Annotated in this window: 17 protein-coding genes and 2 pseudogenes; 11 read left to right on the forward strand and 8 right to left on the reverse strand. The window is 67.6% G+C overall.

Going from position 1 to position 18,448, the window contains the following annotated elements:
* Positions 1-125 precede the first annotated feature (125 nt).
* The 6 genes and pseudogenes from IO29_RS21310 to IO29_RS21340 all read left to right on the forward strand — a co-directional run.
* Positions 126-1,076 (forward strand): annotated as a pseudogene (locus IO29_RS21310) (IS701 family transposase); the annotation flags it as partial.
* Positions 1,077-1,801: 725 nt separating this feature from the next.
* The gene (locus IO29_RS21315; RefSeq protein WP_030382805.1) at positions 1,802-2,164 is read left to right on the forward strand and encodes a beta/gamma crystallin domain-containing protein; all 363 of its coding nucleotides are present in this window, start codon (positions 1,802-1,804) and stop codon (positions 2,162-2,164) included.
* Between the two features lie 365 nt (positions 2,165-2,529).
* Positions 2,530-3,516, forward strand: coding sequence for an ISAs1 family transposase (locus tag IO29_RS36805; protein WP_234307672.1), 987 nt, complete (start codon positions 2,530-2,532; stop codon positions 3,514-3,516).
* Positions 3,513-3,641, forward strand: coding sequence for a hypothetical protein (locus tag IO29_RS40070; RefSeq protein WP_267881994.1), 129 nt, complete (start codon positions 3,513-3,515; stop codon positions 3,639-3,641). Before IO29_RS36805 ends, IO29_RS40070 begins: the two co-directional genes overlap by 4 nt.
* Before the next feature lie 37 nt (positions 3,642-3,678).
* Positions 3,679-3,990, forward strand: coding sequence for a transposase (locus IO29_RS21330; protein WP_030382808.1), 312 nt, complete (start codon positions 3,679-3,681; stop codon positions 3,988-3,990).
* 377 nt (positions 3,991-4,367) lie between these two features.
* Positions 4,368-5,184 (forward strand): annotated as a pseudogene (locus IO29_RS21340) (transposase); the annotation flags it as partial.
* 240 nt (positions 5,185-5,424) lie between these two features.
* Here IO29_RS21340 and IO29_RS21345 read toward each other — a convergent pair.
* The 3 genes from IO29_RS21345 to IO29_RS21355 form a co-directional block, all read right to left on the reverse strand.
* Positions 5,425-6,291: an MBL fold metallo-hydrolase gene (locus IO29_RS21345; protein ID WP_234307673.1), complete on the reverse strand. Its 867-nt coding sequence runs from the start codon at positions 6,289-6,291 to the stop codon at positions 5,425-5,427.
* Between the two features lie 313 nt (positions 6,292-6,604).
* On the reverse strand, positions 6,605-7,156 hold the full coding sequence (locus IO29_RS21350; RefSeq protein ID WP_030382811.1) for a TetR/AcrR family transcriptional regulator: 552 nt from the start codon (positions 7,154-7,156) through the stop codon (positions 6,605-6,607).
* 70 nt (positions 7,157-7,226) lie between these two features.
* The gene (locus tag IO29_RS21355) at positions 7,227-8,222 is read right to left on the reverse strand and encodes a zinc-dependent alcohol dehydrogenase family protein (protein ID WP_030382812.1); all 996 of its coding nucleotides are present in this window, start codon (positions 8,220-8,222) and stop codon (positions 7,227-7,229) included.
* A gap of 414 nt (positions 8,223-8,636) precedes the next feature.
* On the opposite strand from IO29_RS21355, the gene IO29_RS21360 reads away from it, so the two are divergent.
* Entirely contained in the window at positions 8,637-9,431 is a 795-nt protein-coding gene (locus IO29_RS21360; protein ID WP_030382813.1) for a DUF4158 domain-containing protein, read from the forward strand.
* Between the two features lie 756 nt (positions 9,432-10,187).
* On the opposite strand, the gene IO29_RS21365 is transcribed toward IO29_RS21360, so the two are convergent.
* Complete coding sequence (locus IO29_RS21365; RefSeq protein ID WP_030382814.1) at positions 10,188-11,183, reverse strand: amidohydrolase family protein; 996 nt, start codon at positions 11,181-11,183, stop codon at positions 10,188-10,190.
* 53 nt (positions 11,184-11,236) lie between these two features.
* Positions 11,237-11,938 carry an SDR family NAD(P)-dependent oxidoreductase gene (locus tag IO29_RS21370; protein WP_030382815.1) on the reverse strand — a complete coding sequence of 234 codons (702 nt, stop codon included), beginning with the start codon at positions 11,936-11,938 and terminating at the stop codon, positions 11,237-11,239.
* Positions 11,939-12,275: 337 nt separating this feature from the next.
* Here IO29_RS21370 and IO29_RS21375 point away from each other — a divergent pair, with 337 nt between their 5' ends.
* Positions 12,276-12,728: a MarR family winged helix-turn-helix transcriptional regulator gene (locus IO29_RS21375; protein WP_030382816.1), complete on the forward strand. Its 453-nt coding sequence runs from the start codon at positions 12,276-12,278 to the stop codon at positions 12,726-12,728.
* Between the two features lie 445 nt (positions 12,729-13,173).
* Positions 13,174-13,623 (forward strand): AraC family transcriptional regulator ligand-binding domain-containing protein, encoded by a 450-nt coding sequence (locus tag IO29_RS40390; protein WP_078618535.1) that lies wholly within the window; start codon positions 13,174-13,176, stop codon positions 13,621-13,623.
* Here IO29_RS40390 and IO29_RS39590 read toward each other — a convergent pair.
* Both IO29_RS39590 and IO29_RS39595 read right to left on the reverse strand, forming a co-directional pair.
* Positions 13,532-13,876: a hypothetical protein gene (locus tag IO29_RS39590; protein ID WP_234307674.1), complete on the reverse strand. Its 345-nt coding sequence runs from the start codon at positions 13,874-13,876 to the stop codon at positions 13,532-13,534. The genes IO29_RS40390 and IO29_RS39590 overlap by 92 nt on opposite strands.
* A gap of 35 nt (positions 13,877-13,911) precedes the next feature.
* Complete coding sequence (locus IO29_RS39595; RefSeq protein ID WP_234307675.1) at positions 13,912-14,370, reverse strand: hypothetical protein; 459 nt, start codon at positions 14,368-14,370, stop codon at positions 13,912-13,914.
* Between the two features lie 755 nt (positions 14,371-15,125).
* Here IO29_RS39595 and IO29_RS21385 point away from each other — a divergent pair.
* Together IO29_RS21385 and IO29_RS21390 are read left to right on the forward strand one after the other, a co-directional pair.
* Positions 15,126-16,589, forward strand: coding sequence for an endo-1,4-beta-xylanase (locus IO29_RS21385; protein ID WP_234307676.1), 1,464 nt, complete (start codon positions 15,126-15,128; stop codon positions 16,587-16,589).
* Between the two features lie 171 nt (positions 16,590-16,760).
* A complete protein-coding gene (locus IO29_RS21390) occupies positions 16,761-17,276 on the forward strand; it encodes a hypothetical protein (protein ID WP_033226186.1) in 516 nt (171 codons plus the stop codon).
* 23 nt (positions 17,277-17,299) lie between these two features.
* Here IO29_RS21390 and IO29_RS21395 read toward each other — a convergent pair whose 3' ends face one another.
* Complete coding sequence (locus tag IO29_RS21395; protein WP_030382819.1) at positions 17,300-18,373, reverse strand: hypothetical protein; 1,074 nt, start codon at positions 18,371-18,373, stop codon at positions 17,300-17,302.
* Between the last annotated feature and the right edge of the window lie 75 nt (positions 18,374-18,448).

The following is an 18,448-nucleotide window of genomic DNA, read 5'->3' on the forward strand; positions in this document are numbered from 1 at the left end:
GCCGCTACGAACGCAAGGCAGAACACTTCCTCGCCTTCGCCGCGATCGCGTGCACCTTGATCTGCTACCGCCGACTCGCCAAATGAGACGACCTCTTAGTACTGCAACGGTGCTTGCCGTGACTGCTGGCCAGGTCGGTCGTTGGTGGGGACCTTGCTGACGCCAGGCTGTGGGTGCGTGAACTCAAGGCGGTGCATGGGCGGTTCATGCACCGTTTCAGCAGGTCGGAGCCGCGGGAGTCCGCGCGGGCTTATATGCGGGGCCCGATCGCATCCAGCGGCTGTAAACCGCATCGAGTGGGATGCCGACGAGGTCCTGGACGACGTACGCGACTACGTCGTCGAACATCCCGGAGACCCAGGTGCCGTGCTGATCGTCGACGAAACCGGGTTCCTGAAGAAGGGCATCCGCTCGGCCGGCGTGCAAAGGCAGTACTCCGGCACTGCCGGACGCACGGACAACCGCCAGATCGGCGTCTTCCTCGCCTACGCCACAAGCCGCGGACGCACCCTGATCGACCGGCGGCTCTACCTGCCCACCCCCTGGACGGACGACCGGGAACGCTACCGCCGGACGGTATCGAGGAAAGTCTGGCCTTTCGATACCAAGGTGGCCATGGCCAAGGCGATAGTCCGCCGGGCCATCGCTGAGGAGATCCCGTTCGGCTGGGTGACGACGGACACCGCCTACGGCTTCACCAAGGGCTGGCGCTACGAACTCGAGCAGGCCGACGTCTTCCACGTGATGGCCACCAACGGCCACGACACCGTGGTCACCCGCTGGGCACTCGATGACCCCGTCCACGGCCTGTTTCCCGGCCTGCGGGATCTACGACTGGGTACGCGTCGAGGTGCGGCCCTGGCACCGTGAGGACCGCTGGCACTGGGTGCTGGCCGGCCCCAGCGTCAGCCTTCCATAGGAGCTCTCCTACTACGTCGCGATCTCCTACTGCGTCGCCCACTGCCCGCTGGCAGCACCCGGTTCAGCTGATCCGCATCGCGGGCAGCCGGTGGGCCATCGAGGAATGCTTCCAGAGCGCGAAACAGGAAAGCGGCCCGGACAACGCCCAGGTCCGCTTTCCCACACGTACGCCCGACCTCAACCCGGGCGCGGGCGTGTGGGCCCCACCTCAAGATGAGCCCGGGCACACCCAGGACGCCATCGAAGACCTGGCCGGGCTCGTCCGCGCCCGCCGCACACGGATGCAGTACCAGCCCAACGGCGTCCCGAGACTGGACTGATCACGACGTAGGTATGACAGCACCGAACCGAAGCCCTCAGTGGCCGGATCCTTGAGTGACGTCGAGGACGCGGAAGCAATGACAGGCCAATATTCCGCAACTCTGGTCAACTGTGCTACCAGGCCCGGCCTTAACGTTCCCTGATAAAAGCTGAAGCAAGAGGTCAGGCGGGACGACGGCGTCGTGCACGCGTTCGTGGGGCCGCCATACCCGGCCCTCGTGCTCAGCAAGCGATTCCCGCTGGTCCGAGATCACAGAGCGTAGCGAACTCCACGGTCACGGACGTTCACCCCTACTTCGTACCCGACGCCGACCAACCCGGCGAGACGTCAACAAGCGGACGTCGTTCGACTACGTCCAAGCCCTGGTGTTCCAGCAGTTTGTCGGCGAATGTAAACGATCGAAATACCGGAGCAAGAAATCGCAGTTGACAGCACGGCCATCACATTTCTAGCCTGAGCACAGCAAATTGACGGTGGGTAAGGTGACTGCCCGCTTGCCGCGTACAGGTGAATTGGTCACGCTGAACGACTTGCACCCTCTGAGAACAGGAGTGAAAAATGCTCTCCAAGAAACTTCGGCTCGCGCTTCCAATAGCCGCGGCGGCCGTCATGACCGCCGTGATACCAGCCGGAACGGCACACGCCATCGACAGGGTGAACTGTGGCCCGTCTGACTACCTGAAGGTTGACGTCCACTTCGAAGGTGTGAGTGGGTGGGTCGACACCACCTACTGCTTCGCAAACAGGGGCGTCTACGACTTCACATGGGATAATAGGAGCGTGTGGGTCGACAAGATCGACACCGGAAACAACAGAGTCAAGTACTACGACCACAATGGCGCGGTCGTCACCTACTCTAAGAACTTCATCATCACGTTCCCCAATAATCCGCCGCTCGTCGACCGGATCGAAATCCTGTAAGAGGACTTTCGTCGGCGCGCTCACCGCACGGCGGACGACCTGTCGATCTTCGCTTGCGGTGCGCAGTGAGCCTCTTTCAACCTGAATCGTCACCAGCAGTACGTGGATGGTTTGAACGCTGCGGCTGATGTGGCGGACGGAGGCAGGGACCTTGCGTGTTTGCGGATTGGGTGGGATCGCCCGGTGATGGCCGGTCATGGCAGGCAGGTCCGGATGCAGGTGCAGACACGGTCTCGTTGATCATGTGAGTGTCGAGTTCACGTGACCACAACCGAAGACCGTGCCTGCTGTCTCAGCATCTCCCATGCCGTCGGGCCTGGAGGAACTGGCCCGTATCCCCGTCGCCGCAGCCGTTGCCCGATGCGGTGTGCCTTGTCCGGTTTCTCGCCGGGCTGCCCGACCCGCGTGACCGTCGTGGTCGGCGTTTCCCGCTGACGGCGCTCGTTGCGGCCGCGGCCGCTGGTGTTCTGGCCGGCGCCCGGTCCCTGACCGCGATCGCCGAGTGGACCGCTGACGCGCCCCCGTGGGCCCTGCGTGCCCTCGGGTTCACTGTCGGCCCGTTCACCAGATCGGTCGCTGTCCCGCACGCCACCACGCTGATGCGGCTCCTCGGCCGTCTCGACGGCGACGCCCTCGATAACGTGATCTGCACGTTCCTGCAGGCCAGAGCCCATAGCCGGCAGAGCGGGGAATCCCGCCGGTGGCGGGCGGTGGCCGTCGACGGGAAGCAGCTGCGCGGATCGCGAGCGGGCGGCGGGAAAGCGGTGTGGCTGCCGGCCGCGAGGGACCACGCCGAAACCGTGATCGCCCAGCGCCAGATCAACGCGAAGAGCAACGAGACACCCGCGTTCATCCCGCTCCTGGACGGCCTACCGCTGAAGAACACCGTGGTCACCGCGGACGCCGCCCACACCCAGCACGCCAACGGCCAGTGGCTGCGCAACCACGGCGCCCACTACATCGCCGTCGTCAAAGGCAACCACCCCGGCCTGCTGCGGCAGTTGAGGCAACTGCCGTGGCACGACATCGGCCTGGACCACAAGGACCGCACTCGTGGCCGGGGCCGGCTCGAGGTCCGGCACCTGAAGACCGTCGCCTTCCGGCACCTCGACTACCCGGGCGCCCGCCAGGCCCTGCGCGTGATGCGCTGGCGCATGGACCTGACCAGCAAGAAGATCACGGTCGAACGGCTCTACTTCGTCACCAGCCTCCCGCCCGGAGCCGCCACCGGCGAACAGATCGCCGGCTGGATCCGAGGGCACTGGAAGATCGAGAACCAGCTCCACCACGTCCGCGACACGACCTTCACCGAGGACGCCTCCACCACCCACACCGGCAGCCTGCCCCGATGATGGCAAGCCTCCGCAACCTCGCGATCAGCGTGTTCCGCCAGGACGACCACACCAACATCGCCGCCGCCTGCCGCCACACCGCACGCGACCCACAACGACCCCTGACAGCCCTCGGGATCAGGTGATCAACCAGACAGATCGACTACACGCAATGACCCTGCAGTGCCAGCACCACGTAAATACCCCGACGAGCTCCGCGAGCGGGCCGTCCGTGAGGTCCGCACCACCGGTCGGCCGATCGCGCATGTCGCCAAGGACCTGGGCATCCACAAGGAGGCCCTGCGGGGCTGGGTCCGCCAGGCCGAGGCGGACGTCGGCGAACGCGACGACCGGATGACCACCGCCGAGCATGAGGAACTGAAGAAACTCCGCCAAGAGAACGCAGAGTTGAGGCGGGCGAACGAGATCCTCAAAGCGGCGAGTGCGCTTTTTGCCCAGGAGCTCGACCGTCCCCGGACGAGACCGACCAGGTGATCGACAGCCTGAAAGACAACGGCTTCGGGGTCGGGCCCGTATGCCGGGTGCTCGGCTGGTCCGAGTCGGCTTACTACGCTCGCAAGAGGCGGCCGAAGTCGGTCCGTCGGCTGCGGGACGAGCAGCTCATGCCGCTGATCCAGCAGGTTCACGCCGAGTCGGGCGACAGGGCGTATGTGGCGTTCGTCCTGGACGTGTACTCGCGGATGATCGTCAGCTGGCAGGTCGCGAACCACGTGCGGACCGAACTCCCGCTGGACGCGCTGGAGATGGCGTTGTGGAGACGGCGGATCAAGAAGGCTCCAGCCTCATTCATCACAGCGACCGCGGGGCGCAAGGCGGATTCAACCGGTCGTCGCAACACCTTGATTTCGGAGATGTTCAAGATCGCTACGGAGGACTGGAGCCGGAAGACCGGCGATGTGCCCCGAGGAGCTTCGGCGGCAGTGGCGTGCTGATCGGGCGCTGAGGCCGGCGATGCGCTCGCCTGGCCGGCCTGATCCGTCGCGGGTGGTGCAGCGGCAGTTCTGGCGGCTGATCGCCACGGGCATCACGACGGCTGAGGCATCGCTGGCGGTCGGGGTTTCGGTGCCGGTCGGCTCTCGGTGGTTCCGTCACGCTGGCGGCATGCCGCCGATCTCTCTGGCCGAGCGCACCGGCCGCTACCTGTCCTTCGAGGAGCGCGAGGAGATCGCGATTCTGCGTGCCCAGGACAAGGGCGTGCGAGAGATCGCCCGCGCGATCGGACGTGATCCGGGGACGAACTCGCGCGAGTTGCGCCGCAACTCCGCCACCCGCAGCGGGAAGCAGGAGTATCGGGCCACGGTCGCTCAGTGGAAGGCGCAGCAGGCCGCGAAGCGCCCGAAGGCGGCCAAGCTCGCGGGCAACGACAGGTTGCGTGAATACGTGCAGGAACGGCTCACCGGGAGTGTCCGTCGTCCCGACGGCTCGATCGTCACCGGTCCGAAGACGCCCGCGTGGAAGGGGCTGAACAAGCCGCGCCGGCAGGACAGAAGACGGGCGATGGCATGGTGCCCGGAACAGATCTCCCGGCGGCTTCGCGTCGATTTCCCCGATGATGAGTCCATGCGCATCAGCCACGAAGCGATCTACCAGGCGCTGTTCATCGAGGGCCGCGGTGCGCTCAAACGGGAGCTGGTCGCATGCGCGGCGCGGATGTTGCCTCTGCCTCGTCTCGCGTGAAGGCCCGTCGTGCGGACCGTTTCCACGAGCAGGACCGAGCCTGTGAGACGACGTGGCGGCCGTCGCCCCGGACACGTACATGCGGATACGACGCGATACGCTTCTTCACCTGAGGAGTGCAGCTTCCCTTGTGACGCACAGGACCCTAGACAAGTCCCATCGTCCCAGGTCAGCGGTACTCCTCGCTTATTTGATCAGCCCTCGGACGGCCCACCTCACGAAAGCGCGAGGTTAGAGCGAGGCGGGCGGGAGAAGGGCAGGGGGTGCTTCGATCAGCTGGAATCGGTTGTCCCGCTGCTGGACGCGTCCGCTGGTGGGATGCGTGAAGTGGGTGCCCAGCAGCAGGTCATCGGTACCGGCCAGCTCGGTGAGCAGGTGGTGGCGGGTGGCTCGTGCCTCGGCGGGATCGACGTCGCCGACGCTGCCCATGTCGGGGTACGCCAGTTGCACGGGATGATGCAGGCTGTCGCCGCTGATCAGCGCATTGCGGCCGGTGCCTGTCAGCTTGACCGACAGGTGGCCGGGCGTGTGGCCGCGTGTCGGTACCAAGCGGACGCCATCGGCCACCTCAAGGCCTGAGGCGGGGATGTCGAGCAGGTCGTACAGGCCGTTGTCGCGGATGGGCCGCAGGGAGTCGCGGTGCACCTGGGCGACTTCCTCGTCGCTTTCGGCGGCGGCGGCCCAGTAGTCCCATTCTCTGCGGTCGGCGAGGTAGCGCGCGTTCGAGAAGGTCGGTGCCCAGCGGCTGTCGACCAGGTGAGTGTTCCAGCCGACGTGGTCGACGTGCATGTGCGTGGTGATCACCAGGTCGACGGTGTCCGGGGCGAAACCCGCGGCGGTCAGCCAGCGCAGCAGCGGGGTCTGCAGGTTGTCGGCGTCGGGTATCTGCCGAGGCTTGTCGTTGCCGATGCCGGTGTCGACCAGAATGCGCTTGCCGTTCACCTCGATCGCGAAGATGTGAACGTGCATCGCAAAGGCTGTGCCGTCGGTGAAGTCGGGTTGCAGCGGCTGTCCCGCAATCCCTGGCTGGCGCGCGACGACAGCTACGGCGCGTCGCCGCGTTGTCGGAATGCCCGGAGACATCCAGTATCCGGGCACCCCTCCGCCTTGCGATGCACCGCATCTGACGCCGCACGCTGATCCACCAGGGATTACGGGACAGCCCTTAGGAACATGGGGTGTTGAAGTTTATTTGTGGCAGCGCCTGGAGCGGACCCATGACCCGGTCCGCACTCTTCATCGAGCATCGGCGGAGCTGACGTCGGCAAGAGTTGCCGACGAACAGCGCGCAGTGCGTCGTCGGTGCGGACGGCCGACCACGCTACGACCATGCCCTCTGACGCTCGTGGGTCCAGCGGCAGAGGGGCCGAAGTGCGCCATCGGCATGGCCTGTCCACTTCTGAGGCGCGTCCTACGGGGGAAGTGTCGCCACGAACGCCTCGGCGGCGGCGTCGACCCTTCGGTGGTCGCCGGTGGCGAGCAGGTCGAGCAGCAGGCCGCGGATGGTCGCGATGACGAGGGTGGCCGTGCGCGTGGCCGTCGCCGGGTCGGTGTCCGGTCCTTGCGCGTCGCGCAGACTGTTCATCCAGTCGTTCACCACATGGTCGAGGAAGTCGGAGAACTGTTCCGGTGCCTGCAGGGCGTATCCGTAGACGGCGAAGAACAGCCGGAACTCCCCTCCCCGCCGCGGGTCGGACACCCTTTCCCACACCGCTCCCACATCGGCCCGCAGACCCTCCGTCGGCCCGATGACGGCGAAGATGCGCTCACGAAGTCGCCCGAGGATCTCCTGCAGCATCTGCTCCTTGGAGCCGAAGCGGTGGACCAGCGATGTGGGTGACACGCCCAGGGCGGCGGCGACGGGCCGCCAGGACAGCTCGTTGAAGCCGTTCTCCACCGAGTAATCCACGACCGCATCGAGCATTTCGGCGCGCCGCGCATGGTTCACGGGCCGTCCGGCCATGCCTTGCCTTCCACCGGTTCAGGGGCTCCGCGGCCCGATCGAAGCTCTCCTGCTCAGCGGGCGCCTCAGCTCACCGGGCCGGCCCCGTGGTGACGACGATCTTACCCAGGCCCTGCTGCCCCTTCTCCAGGTAGCGGTGGGCGTCGACGACGTCGTCCAGGGTGAACACGCGGTCGACGGTGGGGCTGAGCGCGCCGCTGCGCAGGCCGGCGACGAGGAACGCCGCGATACGCCGCACCGCCGCCGGATCGAGGGCGTGCTCGAAGCTCATGTAGCGGTGTGTGCTGATGGGCACGGAGGGATAGGGGGCCGGGCGGGGGTCGAGCCAGCCCACGGTGACCAGTGTGCCAGTGAACCGCTTGGCCGCCTGGGCGAGTTGAGCGAGGCCGGGGCCCATGACGGAGTCGAGGATGATGTCGGCGCCCGCTCCGCCGGTGTGCAGACGTGTGGCTTCGACGACGTCTTCGGTGTCCGTGGCGACGACCGCGGCGGCTCCGGCGGCCAGCAGTTCGTCCCTCTTCGCCGCCTGACGGGTCACGGCGATGGGGATGGCGCCGACCTGGTTGGCGATCTGGATGGCGGCGAGGCCGACCGCGCCGGACGCAGCGGTGATCAGGACATGGTCGCCGGGCTTCATGCCGGCCTTTTCGACGAGGGCTCCGTAGGCGGTGGAGTAGGCCACCCACAGCGCCGCCGAGGCAATCGGGCTGAGTCCCTCGGGCCGCTTGATGATCCGGGTGGCCGGCAGCACGGTGTGGTCCCCGTAGGTGCCGTTGACGGTCATGTCGGGAACGGCGGTGAACACCACCGCGTCGCCGACCGCGAATCCCTCGACCCCCTCCCCCAGAGCCTCGATGACGCCGGTTCCCTCGCATCCCAGCCGGGCGTGCGGCAGCCGGATCGGCATCGGGGAGGAACCGGAACGTGTCAGTTCGTCCAGCCGGTTGACGGCGAACGCCTCGACCTCGACGCGGACCTCGCCGGGACCGGGGGCGCCGGCCGGCTCATCGACGATGCGCAGAACTTCCGGGCCGCCGACCTCGTCGAACACCACAACACGTGACATGGGCATACCTAATCCTTCCGTCCAGTGCGCCCACTCGGACGCACCTTGACTGACATCCCTAATTATTTGCACGATCGTTCACATAAAACAAACTGCCGACTGCGCCGGCGAGCGGCGATGGCCGCCTAATAGGGGCCCGGGGAACTGCCATGGGCACCAGGTCGAGCTGCAAGGTCCCGTACGGGTTGACGTTCAACCAGAACAGCGCGGTCAGGCCGCACCGGTCCTGGTCCGCACCGGCGCCGTGGAGGCTGTCTTGTGGCAGGGCCGGTAGCTGTACCAGGTCACCCCGTCCCTCCCGGACATTTCGTCGGTACCCGCCCCCGCCGTACACCAGCGCCCCTACCGTCCAGCCCGAAGGCTGATCACGGGGGCGTGCGGAAGGGGCTGAGCGGTGGGGCGGGATCTGGGGCTGTGGACGGGGTGGTGGACCACTTCACCCTGTCCGGCGACGAGGCGGGCTGGTTACGGAACAAGAGCGGCGCTACGAGGCTGGGCTTCGCCGTTCAGCTCAAGTTCTTGACCTGGCGCGGCCGGTTTCCCCGGATGCGCCTGGAGCTGCCGTCCGACGCGGTCGAGCACGTCACCAAGCAGGTCGGCGTCGCGGCGTCCGAGCTGGTCTTCTACGGCTTCACCTCCCGCGCGGCCAAGCGGCACCGCAGCGAGCTGCGGGATCTGACCGGCTGGCACGAGTGCACCAAGACCGACCTGGTCAAGCTCGTCTCGCACCTGGTGGACGTGATCTGGCACGACGAACGCCGCGAGGAACAGGTACGGGCCGAGCTGCTGCGGCAGATGAGCGCGGAGATGATCGAGCCGCCGACCGCAGCCCAGATCGACACGATCATCCGCTCCGTGCTGCACCAGGCCGACGAGCGTGCCGTCGCCGAGGTCGCCGCCCGCCTGGCGCGGGCCGAGGACTGCACCCGCCGCCTGGACGCGCTGGTCCTCACCGACCTGACCGGCGACGGCCGGGCCCCCAGTGATGCGACCACGGAGATCGACGACGAAGACGACGTGGAGGCCGGTGCTCTCGGACATCAAGGCCCATCCGGGCAACGTCAGCCTCAACTCGCTGCTGGAGGAGATATTTCCGGTGCGCGGACGCCCGTGATCTCTCTGACGAGGCGGTTCGCAAGGCCGTCTACTTCCCGCAGCGCCTCGCGGCGTCCACGACAGTCGTTCACCTTTGACGCGCGGCCGTCGTGAATCCCGCGCACGGGGCCGGACCCTGCCGCACCGCATCGTCAGTCGATCTCCGTAGACGCTCCTGGAGCCAGCCACACGTACGGACCGAGTCGTCGAGGCTGCGGAGCAGAGCTTGAGGAGACACTCGAACAGCCGGGGCGTCTCTTCAGACGGCGCGGGAGGTTGACGGCGAAGGTGATGCGGTTGGCGGGTGGGGCCGTAGCCGTCAGGACGTGGGGCCGGGGCGAGGTGGCGGAGCATCATCCGGATCGCCCGCTTGACCATGCCTTCGTGGACCGTGGGCAAGGGGCCGTTCCATGATCCAGCAGCCCTTTTCCGGGTGAGTCCCCCGTGCTCCGTCCAGTCCGAGGCGCGATGTCGATGTCCGGGCCCAACTGCGCGTGGGTCCAGGCGAACAGCGAATCGGTCTGTGCACCGCTCGCCCACTGCCGCGTTCCGGCCCTGTACACAGACGCTCGGTCTGGTGACCGCCAGGAGCCGGCCGAGGGTGTCAACCACGGAGTGCCGTCTTCGGTCCGTGATCTTCTTCCCGCCGTCGGATCCCCACGTATTCCGGCGGCGATGTGCAAGGACGTCTTCACACAGTGCGCGTCTACGGGCACCGCCGCGTGCCGCAACGGCGACCGCTGGCGCGCGCTGGTCACCGCGGCGCAGCCAAGAGACGTCAGCCGTGAGGAGTGAGCCGGGCGTCTGAGTGTCACACAGGACCCCGTCGGTGCGGCCGTGCCGGGCGAGAGGCGCGGCGGCGAACAGTGCTCACGTGGTCGCCTTCGCCAGGTCGAAGAGTGACTCCGCATTACCAGAGGCGATCTTGGTACGGTCCGTGGGGTCGGGTATGGCCTCGAAGAAGTGCCCGACTTCTGTCGCGTCGGGGCGATGGAAGGGATAGTCGGTGGAGAACAGCACCTGGTCGACGGCGGTGAAGTCGAGGGTGTGGCGCAGCAGGCGCCCCTGCAGCATGCCGCTGCTAGTTATGTGGATGTTGGTCTTGATGTAGTCGGCCACTCGACGTTCGAGGTGCGTGGCGACGCCTGAGAGACTGTCGACGCGGTCCATCCAGAAGAGCAGCATTTCACCCCAGTGCCCGAGGACCAGCCGGAGATCGGGGTGGCGGTCGAAGGCGCCGCTCAGAATGAGGCGCAGCGCCGACAGGCCGGTGTCCATGTGCCAGCCCCAGCCGAAGGTCGCCAGACCCAGCTCAACCTGCGGGTCCAGGCCGCGGTAGGCGGCGTCGCGTAGCTCGTTCGAGACGATCTGCGGGTGGATGAAGATGGGCTGGTGCAAACGGGCCGCGGTGGCGAGCAGGTCGTCGTAGGCGGGGTCGTCCAGTGTGCGGCCGCCGGCCCGGCCGTGGACCATGGCGCCGACGTGGCCCAGCTTGGTGGCGCACCGTTCGAGTTCCGCTGCGGCGGCCTGCGGGGCGCTGGTGGGCAGGGTCGCGAAGGCGCGGAAGCGGTCGGGGCGCGCGCGGACAGCGTCGGTGGCCTCGTCGTTGGCTTCCCGCGCGAGCGCGATGGCCTCCGGTGCGGGCAGTGGCTGAGTAGCGGGAGTGACGACCGACAGGATCGAGAGGTCGATTCCTGCGGCATCCATGGCCTCGATGCGGCCCCGCCCAATGTCCTCAAGGCGCTCTTGAGTGTCCCCCCTGGCGTTGAAGGCAACGCTCTCATCGCGTGCCCCGTGCGGCAGGCGGTCGAGCGCGTTACGGATGTTGACGCTGTTCCAATGCTCTTCGACGGCGATGGTCTTCATGGGGCTCTCCTGGGCGTCAGCAGCGAGCAGGCCGGAGGCAGGCACCGTGCTTGTCACCAGTTGACGCGGTGGTTCTGGCGGTCAAGGTAGTGCAATCCGCCCCTTCCTGTCTGCGCCTCGATCGTGTCGGCCACTCCGGGGATCGAGTCCTCGAGGGTCAGGCGCGCGCCGGGGCCGCCCAGATCAGTCTTCACCCAGCCTGGAGCCATCAGCAGCAGGGTGCGCGGGTCATCGACGTGGCGTGCGGCGAAACTGCGCATGAGCTGGTTCAGTGCGGACTTGCTCGCCCGGTAGACCTCGAAGCCACCGCTGGTGTTGTCGGTGACACTGCCCTGCCCCGATGACATCACCCCGATGGTCCCGCTCGCAGGGACCAGGTCCTCAAGGGTCTCGATGACGCGCATCGGGCTCAGGGCGTTGGTCACCATGACACGGATGAAGTCGTCGGTGGACACATCGGTGAAAGCCGCCGAGGGATCGGTGGTGTAGTTCGTTCCGGCATTGACGAACAGCAGGTCGAAATGCGAACCGGCCAGACGCCCACGCAGCGCCGTGACCTGTTCGGGAACCGTGATGTCGACGGTCTCCACGGTCAGCCGACCCCCAGCCGACACAGCCAGTTCGCGCAACGCGGAGGGTTTGCGCTCCGTCGCGGTGACCTGCCAGCCACGGTCAAGGAACTCGGCGGTCAGCGCGTAGCCGAGCCCGCGCGACGCACCGATGATCAATGCTCTCTTCTCGTTACCTGCACTCATGCCTGCTCCTCATCCTCGATGCGGGTCGATACTCCCGAGGCAGGTTGATTCAGACTCCCCGCCTGGGCCCAGATTTACGCATTTCACTCAAATCGGCACCCCCTCCATTGCACTTCCCGTGCGGATCAGCCTGCCGCGCGATGCGCGGTGCGATCACTGCACACACGAGGCTTCGGCCTGCGGCGCGGCCATCGGCGCCGCACAGTCTCGCTGCCGCAGCTCTGCACACTCTCCAGAAGCAGCAGGGACAGCCATCAGCGGACAGTTAAGTTACGCATGCCCACACGATACCTGTCAAACGATAGCTATCGTGTGACACAAAAGATACGCTGGCTGGGTGGAAGAGAAGCAGAGTGCGCAGCTTTTCGAGCTCGCCGACCTGATCCTGGCGGTGGGCCGCCACATCAACGCAGCCAAAGAGGTCGACGCCGAGTCGGGGACACCGCTGGAAGGGGCCGTGATGCGGTACGTCGACCGCCACCCAGGCACAACGGTGGGTGCGGCAGCCGCGGCGACCCAGATGATCTCCAGCAACGTCAGCAGAGCGATTCGTGGCCTGGAGAAGAAGGGACTTCTGCGGCGCGCCGCCGATCAGCACGACACTCGGCGAGTACGCCTTTACCCCACCCCAAAGGCAGCCGACAATCTGCAGCGGCTACGTCACGCTTGGAGCCGCCTGCTCGACGGAACGGTCACCGATACCGACGAGGTCGACACCTTGATCGCGGCTCTGCGGAACATCGAGACCCGGCTCGTCGCTCAATCTCGCAACGCCGCCAGACAGCAGTGACGGTCTCCTACGGCCTCTCTACCTGCCCTGAAGCGGGGATCGCGGTTTGGTGGCTGGCAGATGGTGTCGTCGCAGGCAACGCGAGACGGGCGTCGGCAGCCCGGCGTATGACGAGGCAGCGCAGACCCTGACATGGTGCTTCCCTTGGGGGCTTCTCGTCGTGGCAGGCCCCGATACGCGGTCCGCCGCGTGCGGCGGACGCAGGGGAAGAAGGACCGTTCGAGCTGCTTTCCCCCCGGGACCTGTTGACCGCGGATCGAGAGCCCGAACTCCGGATTGCCGGGCCGCGGCCCCGATTGCGGAGCCGCGAAAGAGATAGACGGGGCGCGGGGGCGCGCCCTGTCCATCCCGGCGCCGGCCGCTGCGACCGGAGGGGAAATGCTGAGCTCGCCCAGCGACAGGGTCGTCGGCGCACCGAAGTCCACCGTGCTCGTACGATGGTTCCATGCGTCAGCCTGAGCCGAAGCGCTGCCCTCCGAAGGGATTGACGAGGCCGGCAGAGCCGGACGGCGAGCGGGGGCCGACCGCGCACGTGTCCGCGCTGCGTCTGCTGGCCGCTGGTCTGGAGGGGGCAGGCGGTGACGGTGTCACTCTCGTCCGCCGCGCCGGTTCTGCTGGGCAGGCGACAACCGACGACGCCCGTGTTCCCACGGACCACCTCAGCAGACTGTGGCGACGGGGGCTGGGCGCGACCGACGATCCATGTCTCGGTGTGAAGGCGGCCGGTCACTGGCGTTTCGGCCGGCTCCGATTGATGGACTACCTGGTCGCAAACGCCCCGACGCTGGCGGACGTGTTCACGGTCACGGAGGAGTACTCGGCCCTCGTGAACATGCCTCCCGCACCGAGCGCGGCAGACGCACCTCCCGGAACTCCCCCACCTTGCGGTGCTTGAGCTTGGCCGTCCGGTGCGTGCTGGAGTGGATCTGCTCATGGACCCGGTACACGTCGTCGGCCACCACGTTGTTGACGTTCACCGCCCGGGCCTCACCATTGCGCAACCCGCACCCCGCCATCATCACGATCTCCATCGCGAGATCGTCACCCGCAACCGCCAGCGCCCGCTTCACATACTCCAGGGACGGAATGATCACCCTCTCCCGGACGTACTCCGGCTCCTGCACCCCCTTCACCGGATCGTCCGTCATCGCCCCCTTGTCAAAGGCGTCCCGCAGGATCGTCTTCAGGATACGAAATATGTTGACCTGGTTCCCTCGGCCGACACGTCCGCCTCCAATGCATCCAGGAAACGCTCCACTACGAGTGGCGTGACGGTATTCAGCTTCCGCGAACCCAGGCGCGGGAAAACGTGCACGTTGAGAGAGCTACCAACGTGCTCGCCCGTGGAGTACTCGGTCATCTTCCGCTGCCGGGATCGCCACTCCCTCGCGTACTCCGCCACCGTCTTCTGCCCCGGTTCGCGACGCGCTTCTGCCACAGACGGCGCCGTGCGCTTCTTCTCCGTATAGATCTGCGTCAGGCGCTCGATCGCATCGTCCTGCGTACTGAAGCCGCCCTCCTCGGACTGCTTTCCCAGCCCGTTCCGGAAACGGATCGTGTACGGATGCGGACACCTGGACGGCCGGGCACAGTCGCAGTCCTTGAAGAACGACCCCATTCCCCGGGCGAGCTGCCGAGCCAAGAGACGCAACCTCCAAACGAGAGCCGGACATCCACGCCCAGGCCCCGCCACGGCGGCCGTCAGGTCAGCGAGTCAGGACGCTCCCGCGCCCGATGCTGACCATTTGCTGACCTGAGCGGCTCCATCACGCCTTTGACCTGCGCAGATATCCAGATAGCAGATCTTGGACTTGAACAGAGTACGCAGCACTTTGGACTCCTGGAAGACGGCTCCCTGCCCGCTTTGTACAGGTCAAGGGCGGTCTTCACCGTACACGGGCACGCCTCCCGGTCGAAGACCTCGCAGCACAGCGCCGAGCCATCGGGACGTCGCGTCCGGACGGTCCTCGGCCGACGGTCCCTCACTCCCGCCTGGGACAATGGTGATCAGTCACAGCGGGGCGGCGCGATCGGCTGCGCACCGTTCTCGCCACGGCTGGGGAGGACCGTGCTCGGCGACGGTGCGGCTGAGGGTGGCGATGCCGTCGGAAGACGGGCTGAGGATACGGAGTGCTGCTGTTCATGCGGTTTCGGAAGAGCGCTGTCATCGCGGTTGTGTGTGCCCTGGCCGCCGGTGTCTCGGGGGACCGTGCCGGCACCTCGGCGCCCGCGGGGGGACCTGTGGAGGACCTCCTGAACGGCAGGGACTGGGCTCACTTCGCCGGCGGGAAGCCCACGCACGCGGGGGTACGGGTCACACCCCTCGACCGACGCATCACACACCAGGACGGTACCGGCGGACAGCCGAACCCACCGGTGAACCTGCGCGGTCCCCACATGGTGTTCCGAGGGGACGTCCGGATCGAAGCCGGCCTGCGGCGCACGGACGGCACGGACGCCTACCTGCATCTGTACGGTGAGACGCCGGTCATCTACGACGAATGGCGCTACGAACGGCGCGGCGTGCGCATCGGCGTGGTCGGCGGGAGGCTGCGGATCGACCGCTGGGACGGGGACTCCGACAGACCCGCGATGACCCGGACCTTCGGGAGCGGGCTGGGGCTCGAAGTCCGCCTCGCCGTCGAAGTCCACGCGAACAGGCTTGTGCTGGAGGCCGACGACAGGGTCGTGGGGACCGTTCCCGCGCGGGACGTCTTCCGCAGCGGCCGCATCTGGTTCGGCGCGGACGCGGGAGCCCGCGGGAAGGGCTGGACCCTCAGCGATCTCCACGCGCGGTCACTGGGACGGGGCCGGATGTCCGTCGTGGACGCGCCCGGCCTGCGAGTGCCCCGGTCCAGCGATGCGATGCGTGATCTGGCGACGGCTCTCCCCCGCCCGATCCGTATGGGAACCGCTCTGGCCGCGGGCCCCTTGCTGACTGACAGCGCCTACCGCCGGACGGCGGGTGAGGAGTTCTCCATGCTGACGCCGGAGAACGACTTCAAGCCCCAGTTCGTCCAGCCTCGACGCGGCGTGTTCGCGTTCGCGGAAGGCGATACGTTGGTGGACTTCGCCGAGGCCAACAGGATGAAGGTGCACGGCCACACCCTCGTCTGGTTCGAGGCCCTGCCCGCATGGATGCGCGCCGAGATGACGCACGAGCAGCGCAGGCGCGTCATGGTGGAGCACATACGCGCGGTGGCGGGCCACTTCCGGGGGAAGGTGGCGGAATGGGACGTGGTGAACGAGCCCATGTCCGACGAGGACGAGGACTACTCCAACGGCAACCGGGGTGTGCGGCCACAGTTGTGGTTCGAAGCGATGGGTGAGCAGTACATCGACATCGCCTTCCGTGCCGCCCGCGAGGCCGACCCGCACGCGGTGCTGTACCTCAACGAGTACGGGGTGGAGGAGGACGGTCCGCGCTGGGACGCCCTCTACGCGCTGCTGGTCCGGTTGAAGGAGCGGGGCGTTCCGATCGACGGCGTCGGTTTCCAGGACCACGAGTACGCCGTCGGCGACCGTACCGACCCCGAGGTCTTCCGGCGCAAGGTCCGCGCTCTGGCCGGGCTCGGCCTGAAGGCCCGGGTCTCGGAGGCGGACGTCCTCGTCGACGACGACGAAGAGGACATCCAGGCCCGCCAGTTGGCGGGGAAACTCGCGGTCTGCCGCGAAGAACCCAACTGCACCTCGTTCTCGACCTGGGGTTTCACCGACAGGTACGGCTCCACGGCCGACCTGCGGCACTATCCCCCGAGTCCGGGTAACGCCCTCCCCTGGGACGCGGCGTACGAGGCGAAACCCGCCTACTGGGCACTGCGTGACGTCCTGGACGACGCTCGCCGCTCAGGTACTGGGTAGACACGGCGAACACCGCGAACGACCAGTGGGACCGTTTCGTCCTGATACGGCCGGAAGCCGTCGGGGCGGTCTCCTCCCGTGCGACCGACTCCCCATGCATTCACATATCTCAACGATATTGATACGTTGACATCGTCAACGCGCACTCGTGGAGCGGAGGAGGGGAGAAGCGTGGTACGACGCAACCAGAGCGGCAACCCCCGTTCGGTCGTCGTCCTGACCTCGGGCAGGGACTGGGGCACCCGTGCCGCCGGGCAGCGGCGGAGCAGCGGGGCCGAGTCGCCGATACCCAGGCGGCAGCCCGCGAAGGTCAAGGCGTTGCAGCAGACCATCGGGGTGGCACGCACGGCGCTGAACAACAGGCGCTGGCACGCGGCACGTTACGCACTCAGCCGGGCCCGCGCCCTCGCCGACGCCCTTCCCGCCGACGTGGCGCTGCGAGAACGCGAGCAGCTCTCGGAGCTCCGCGAGAAGTACGCGGCCCGCGACACGCCGGCCGCGAAGAACGCCAGGCAGGCGAGGGCGGCGGCACCGGCCAGGCGCACGAGCGGCAAGAAGCCCGCCCCGAAGAAGTCCACGGCGAAGGCAGTCGTCCAGCAGCCGAAGCCCGCGCCGGTACGCGACCTCGGTGACCGCTTCATCAACCGCGCGGCCCTCGGCTACGGCTCCACGGACGAGTTCGTGTGAACGCCCGCCCCGGAGCCGGTCGTTCACTGGATCAGGTCGGTGTGCGGGTGCTCGGGGGAGGCCGGGCAGACGTAGAGCTGCATGTTGTCGGCGCTGCCCACCTCGACCCTCGTGGGCTGTGCGGGGGACAGACCGGCCGGGTGGCCGGCGGCGTGGGCGGCGGCCCGGTCCTCCTGCGGCGCCCAGCCGCGCGTGCTGCCGTCCCATTCGAAGGAGGCGATGGTCAGGAGCGGGACCATCTGGGCGTCGCAGACAGCGCAGTACCTGCGGTACGGGTCGGTGCGGCCCCAGGGCGGCCAGCCCCCGACCTTCCAGCCGGGTGCGTCGGCCAGATCGCTGTCGTAGAACTCCGCCGGATACTCCTCGTACGAGCTGTCCAGGTCCGCGCCGGCGGCCTGCCACCGGCTCCAGTCCCCGACCACCTCTCTCAACTCCGGGCTCAGATCGAGGCTGTCGGGATACTCGGTGATGGCCTCCGGCGCCAGCAGGCACGGCTCCGGGACGTAGCCGGGGTAGTTGGCCTCATACGGTTCCGGCGGGGTGGCGAGGACGTCGACGACCGAGGCGGCGGACCGCCAGAACACCGCGGTCGCGGGCTTCCAGTCCGGCTCGTGGTCGTACGGGCACCAGAGGACCTGGAGCAGATCGGCCTCTCCGGGCGGCCGCAGCAGGGGCACGTCACGCAGATACAGCTGGGCCACCGGCAACAGGGGGACCGGGTGGTCCGCGGGCCAGGGAGGGCCGGCGTCGAGCCGCTCCGCGAGCCGCGCGGCCTTCTGTTCCATGGCCGCCACTTCCCCGGGCGTGAACGAGGGGCCGTAGGGGTCGTCGTGCCTCCGGGCCAGGCGGTGCCTGTCGAGCCGTACCTCCGCCGGCGACCGGCGGAACCCGCTGTCACCGTGCAGGTGCGTGTCCTCGCAGTGCGGCCAGGGTTCCCCGGCCGGCCACAGCAACGGGCCCCCGACCGAGCTGTCCCCGACCGAAGGCGATCCCGGGCGGGGGTGCAGCCGGAGGGCGGGGCGGGCCAGTGGAGCCAGCTCGGGAAAGACCGCGGTCACCTCGACAGGCCGCGGCGGAGTAGTCCGTTCGAACACCATGCCGGTGATCCTGCCACCCGCCACTGACAGTCCGGTGTCCGGCTGCCGGGGGCGCATCGGGAGCCGGTCGGCGGG

The sequence above is a fragment of the Streptomyces sp. NRRL F-6676 genome, from assembly GCF_000725625.1.
GTDB lineage: Bacteria > Actinomycetota > Actinomycetes > Streptomycetales > Streptomycetaceae > Streptomyces.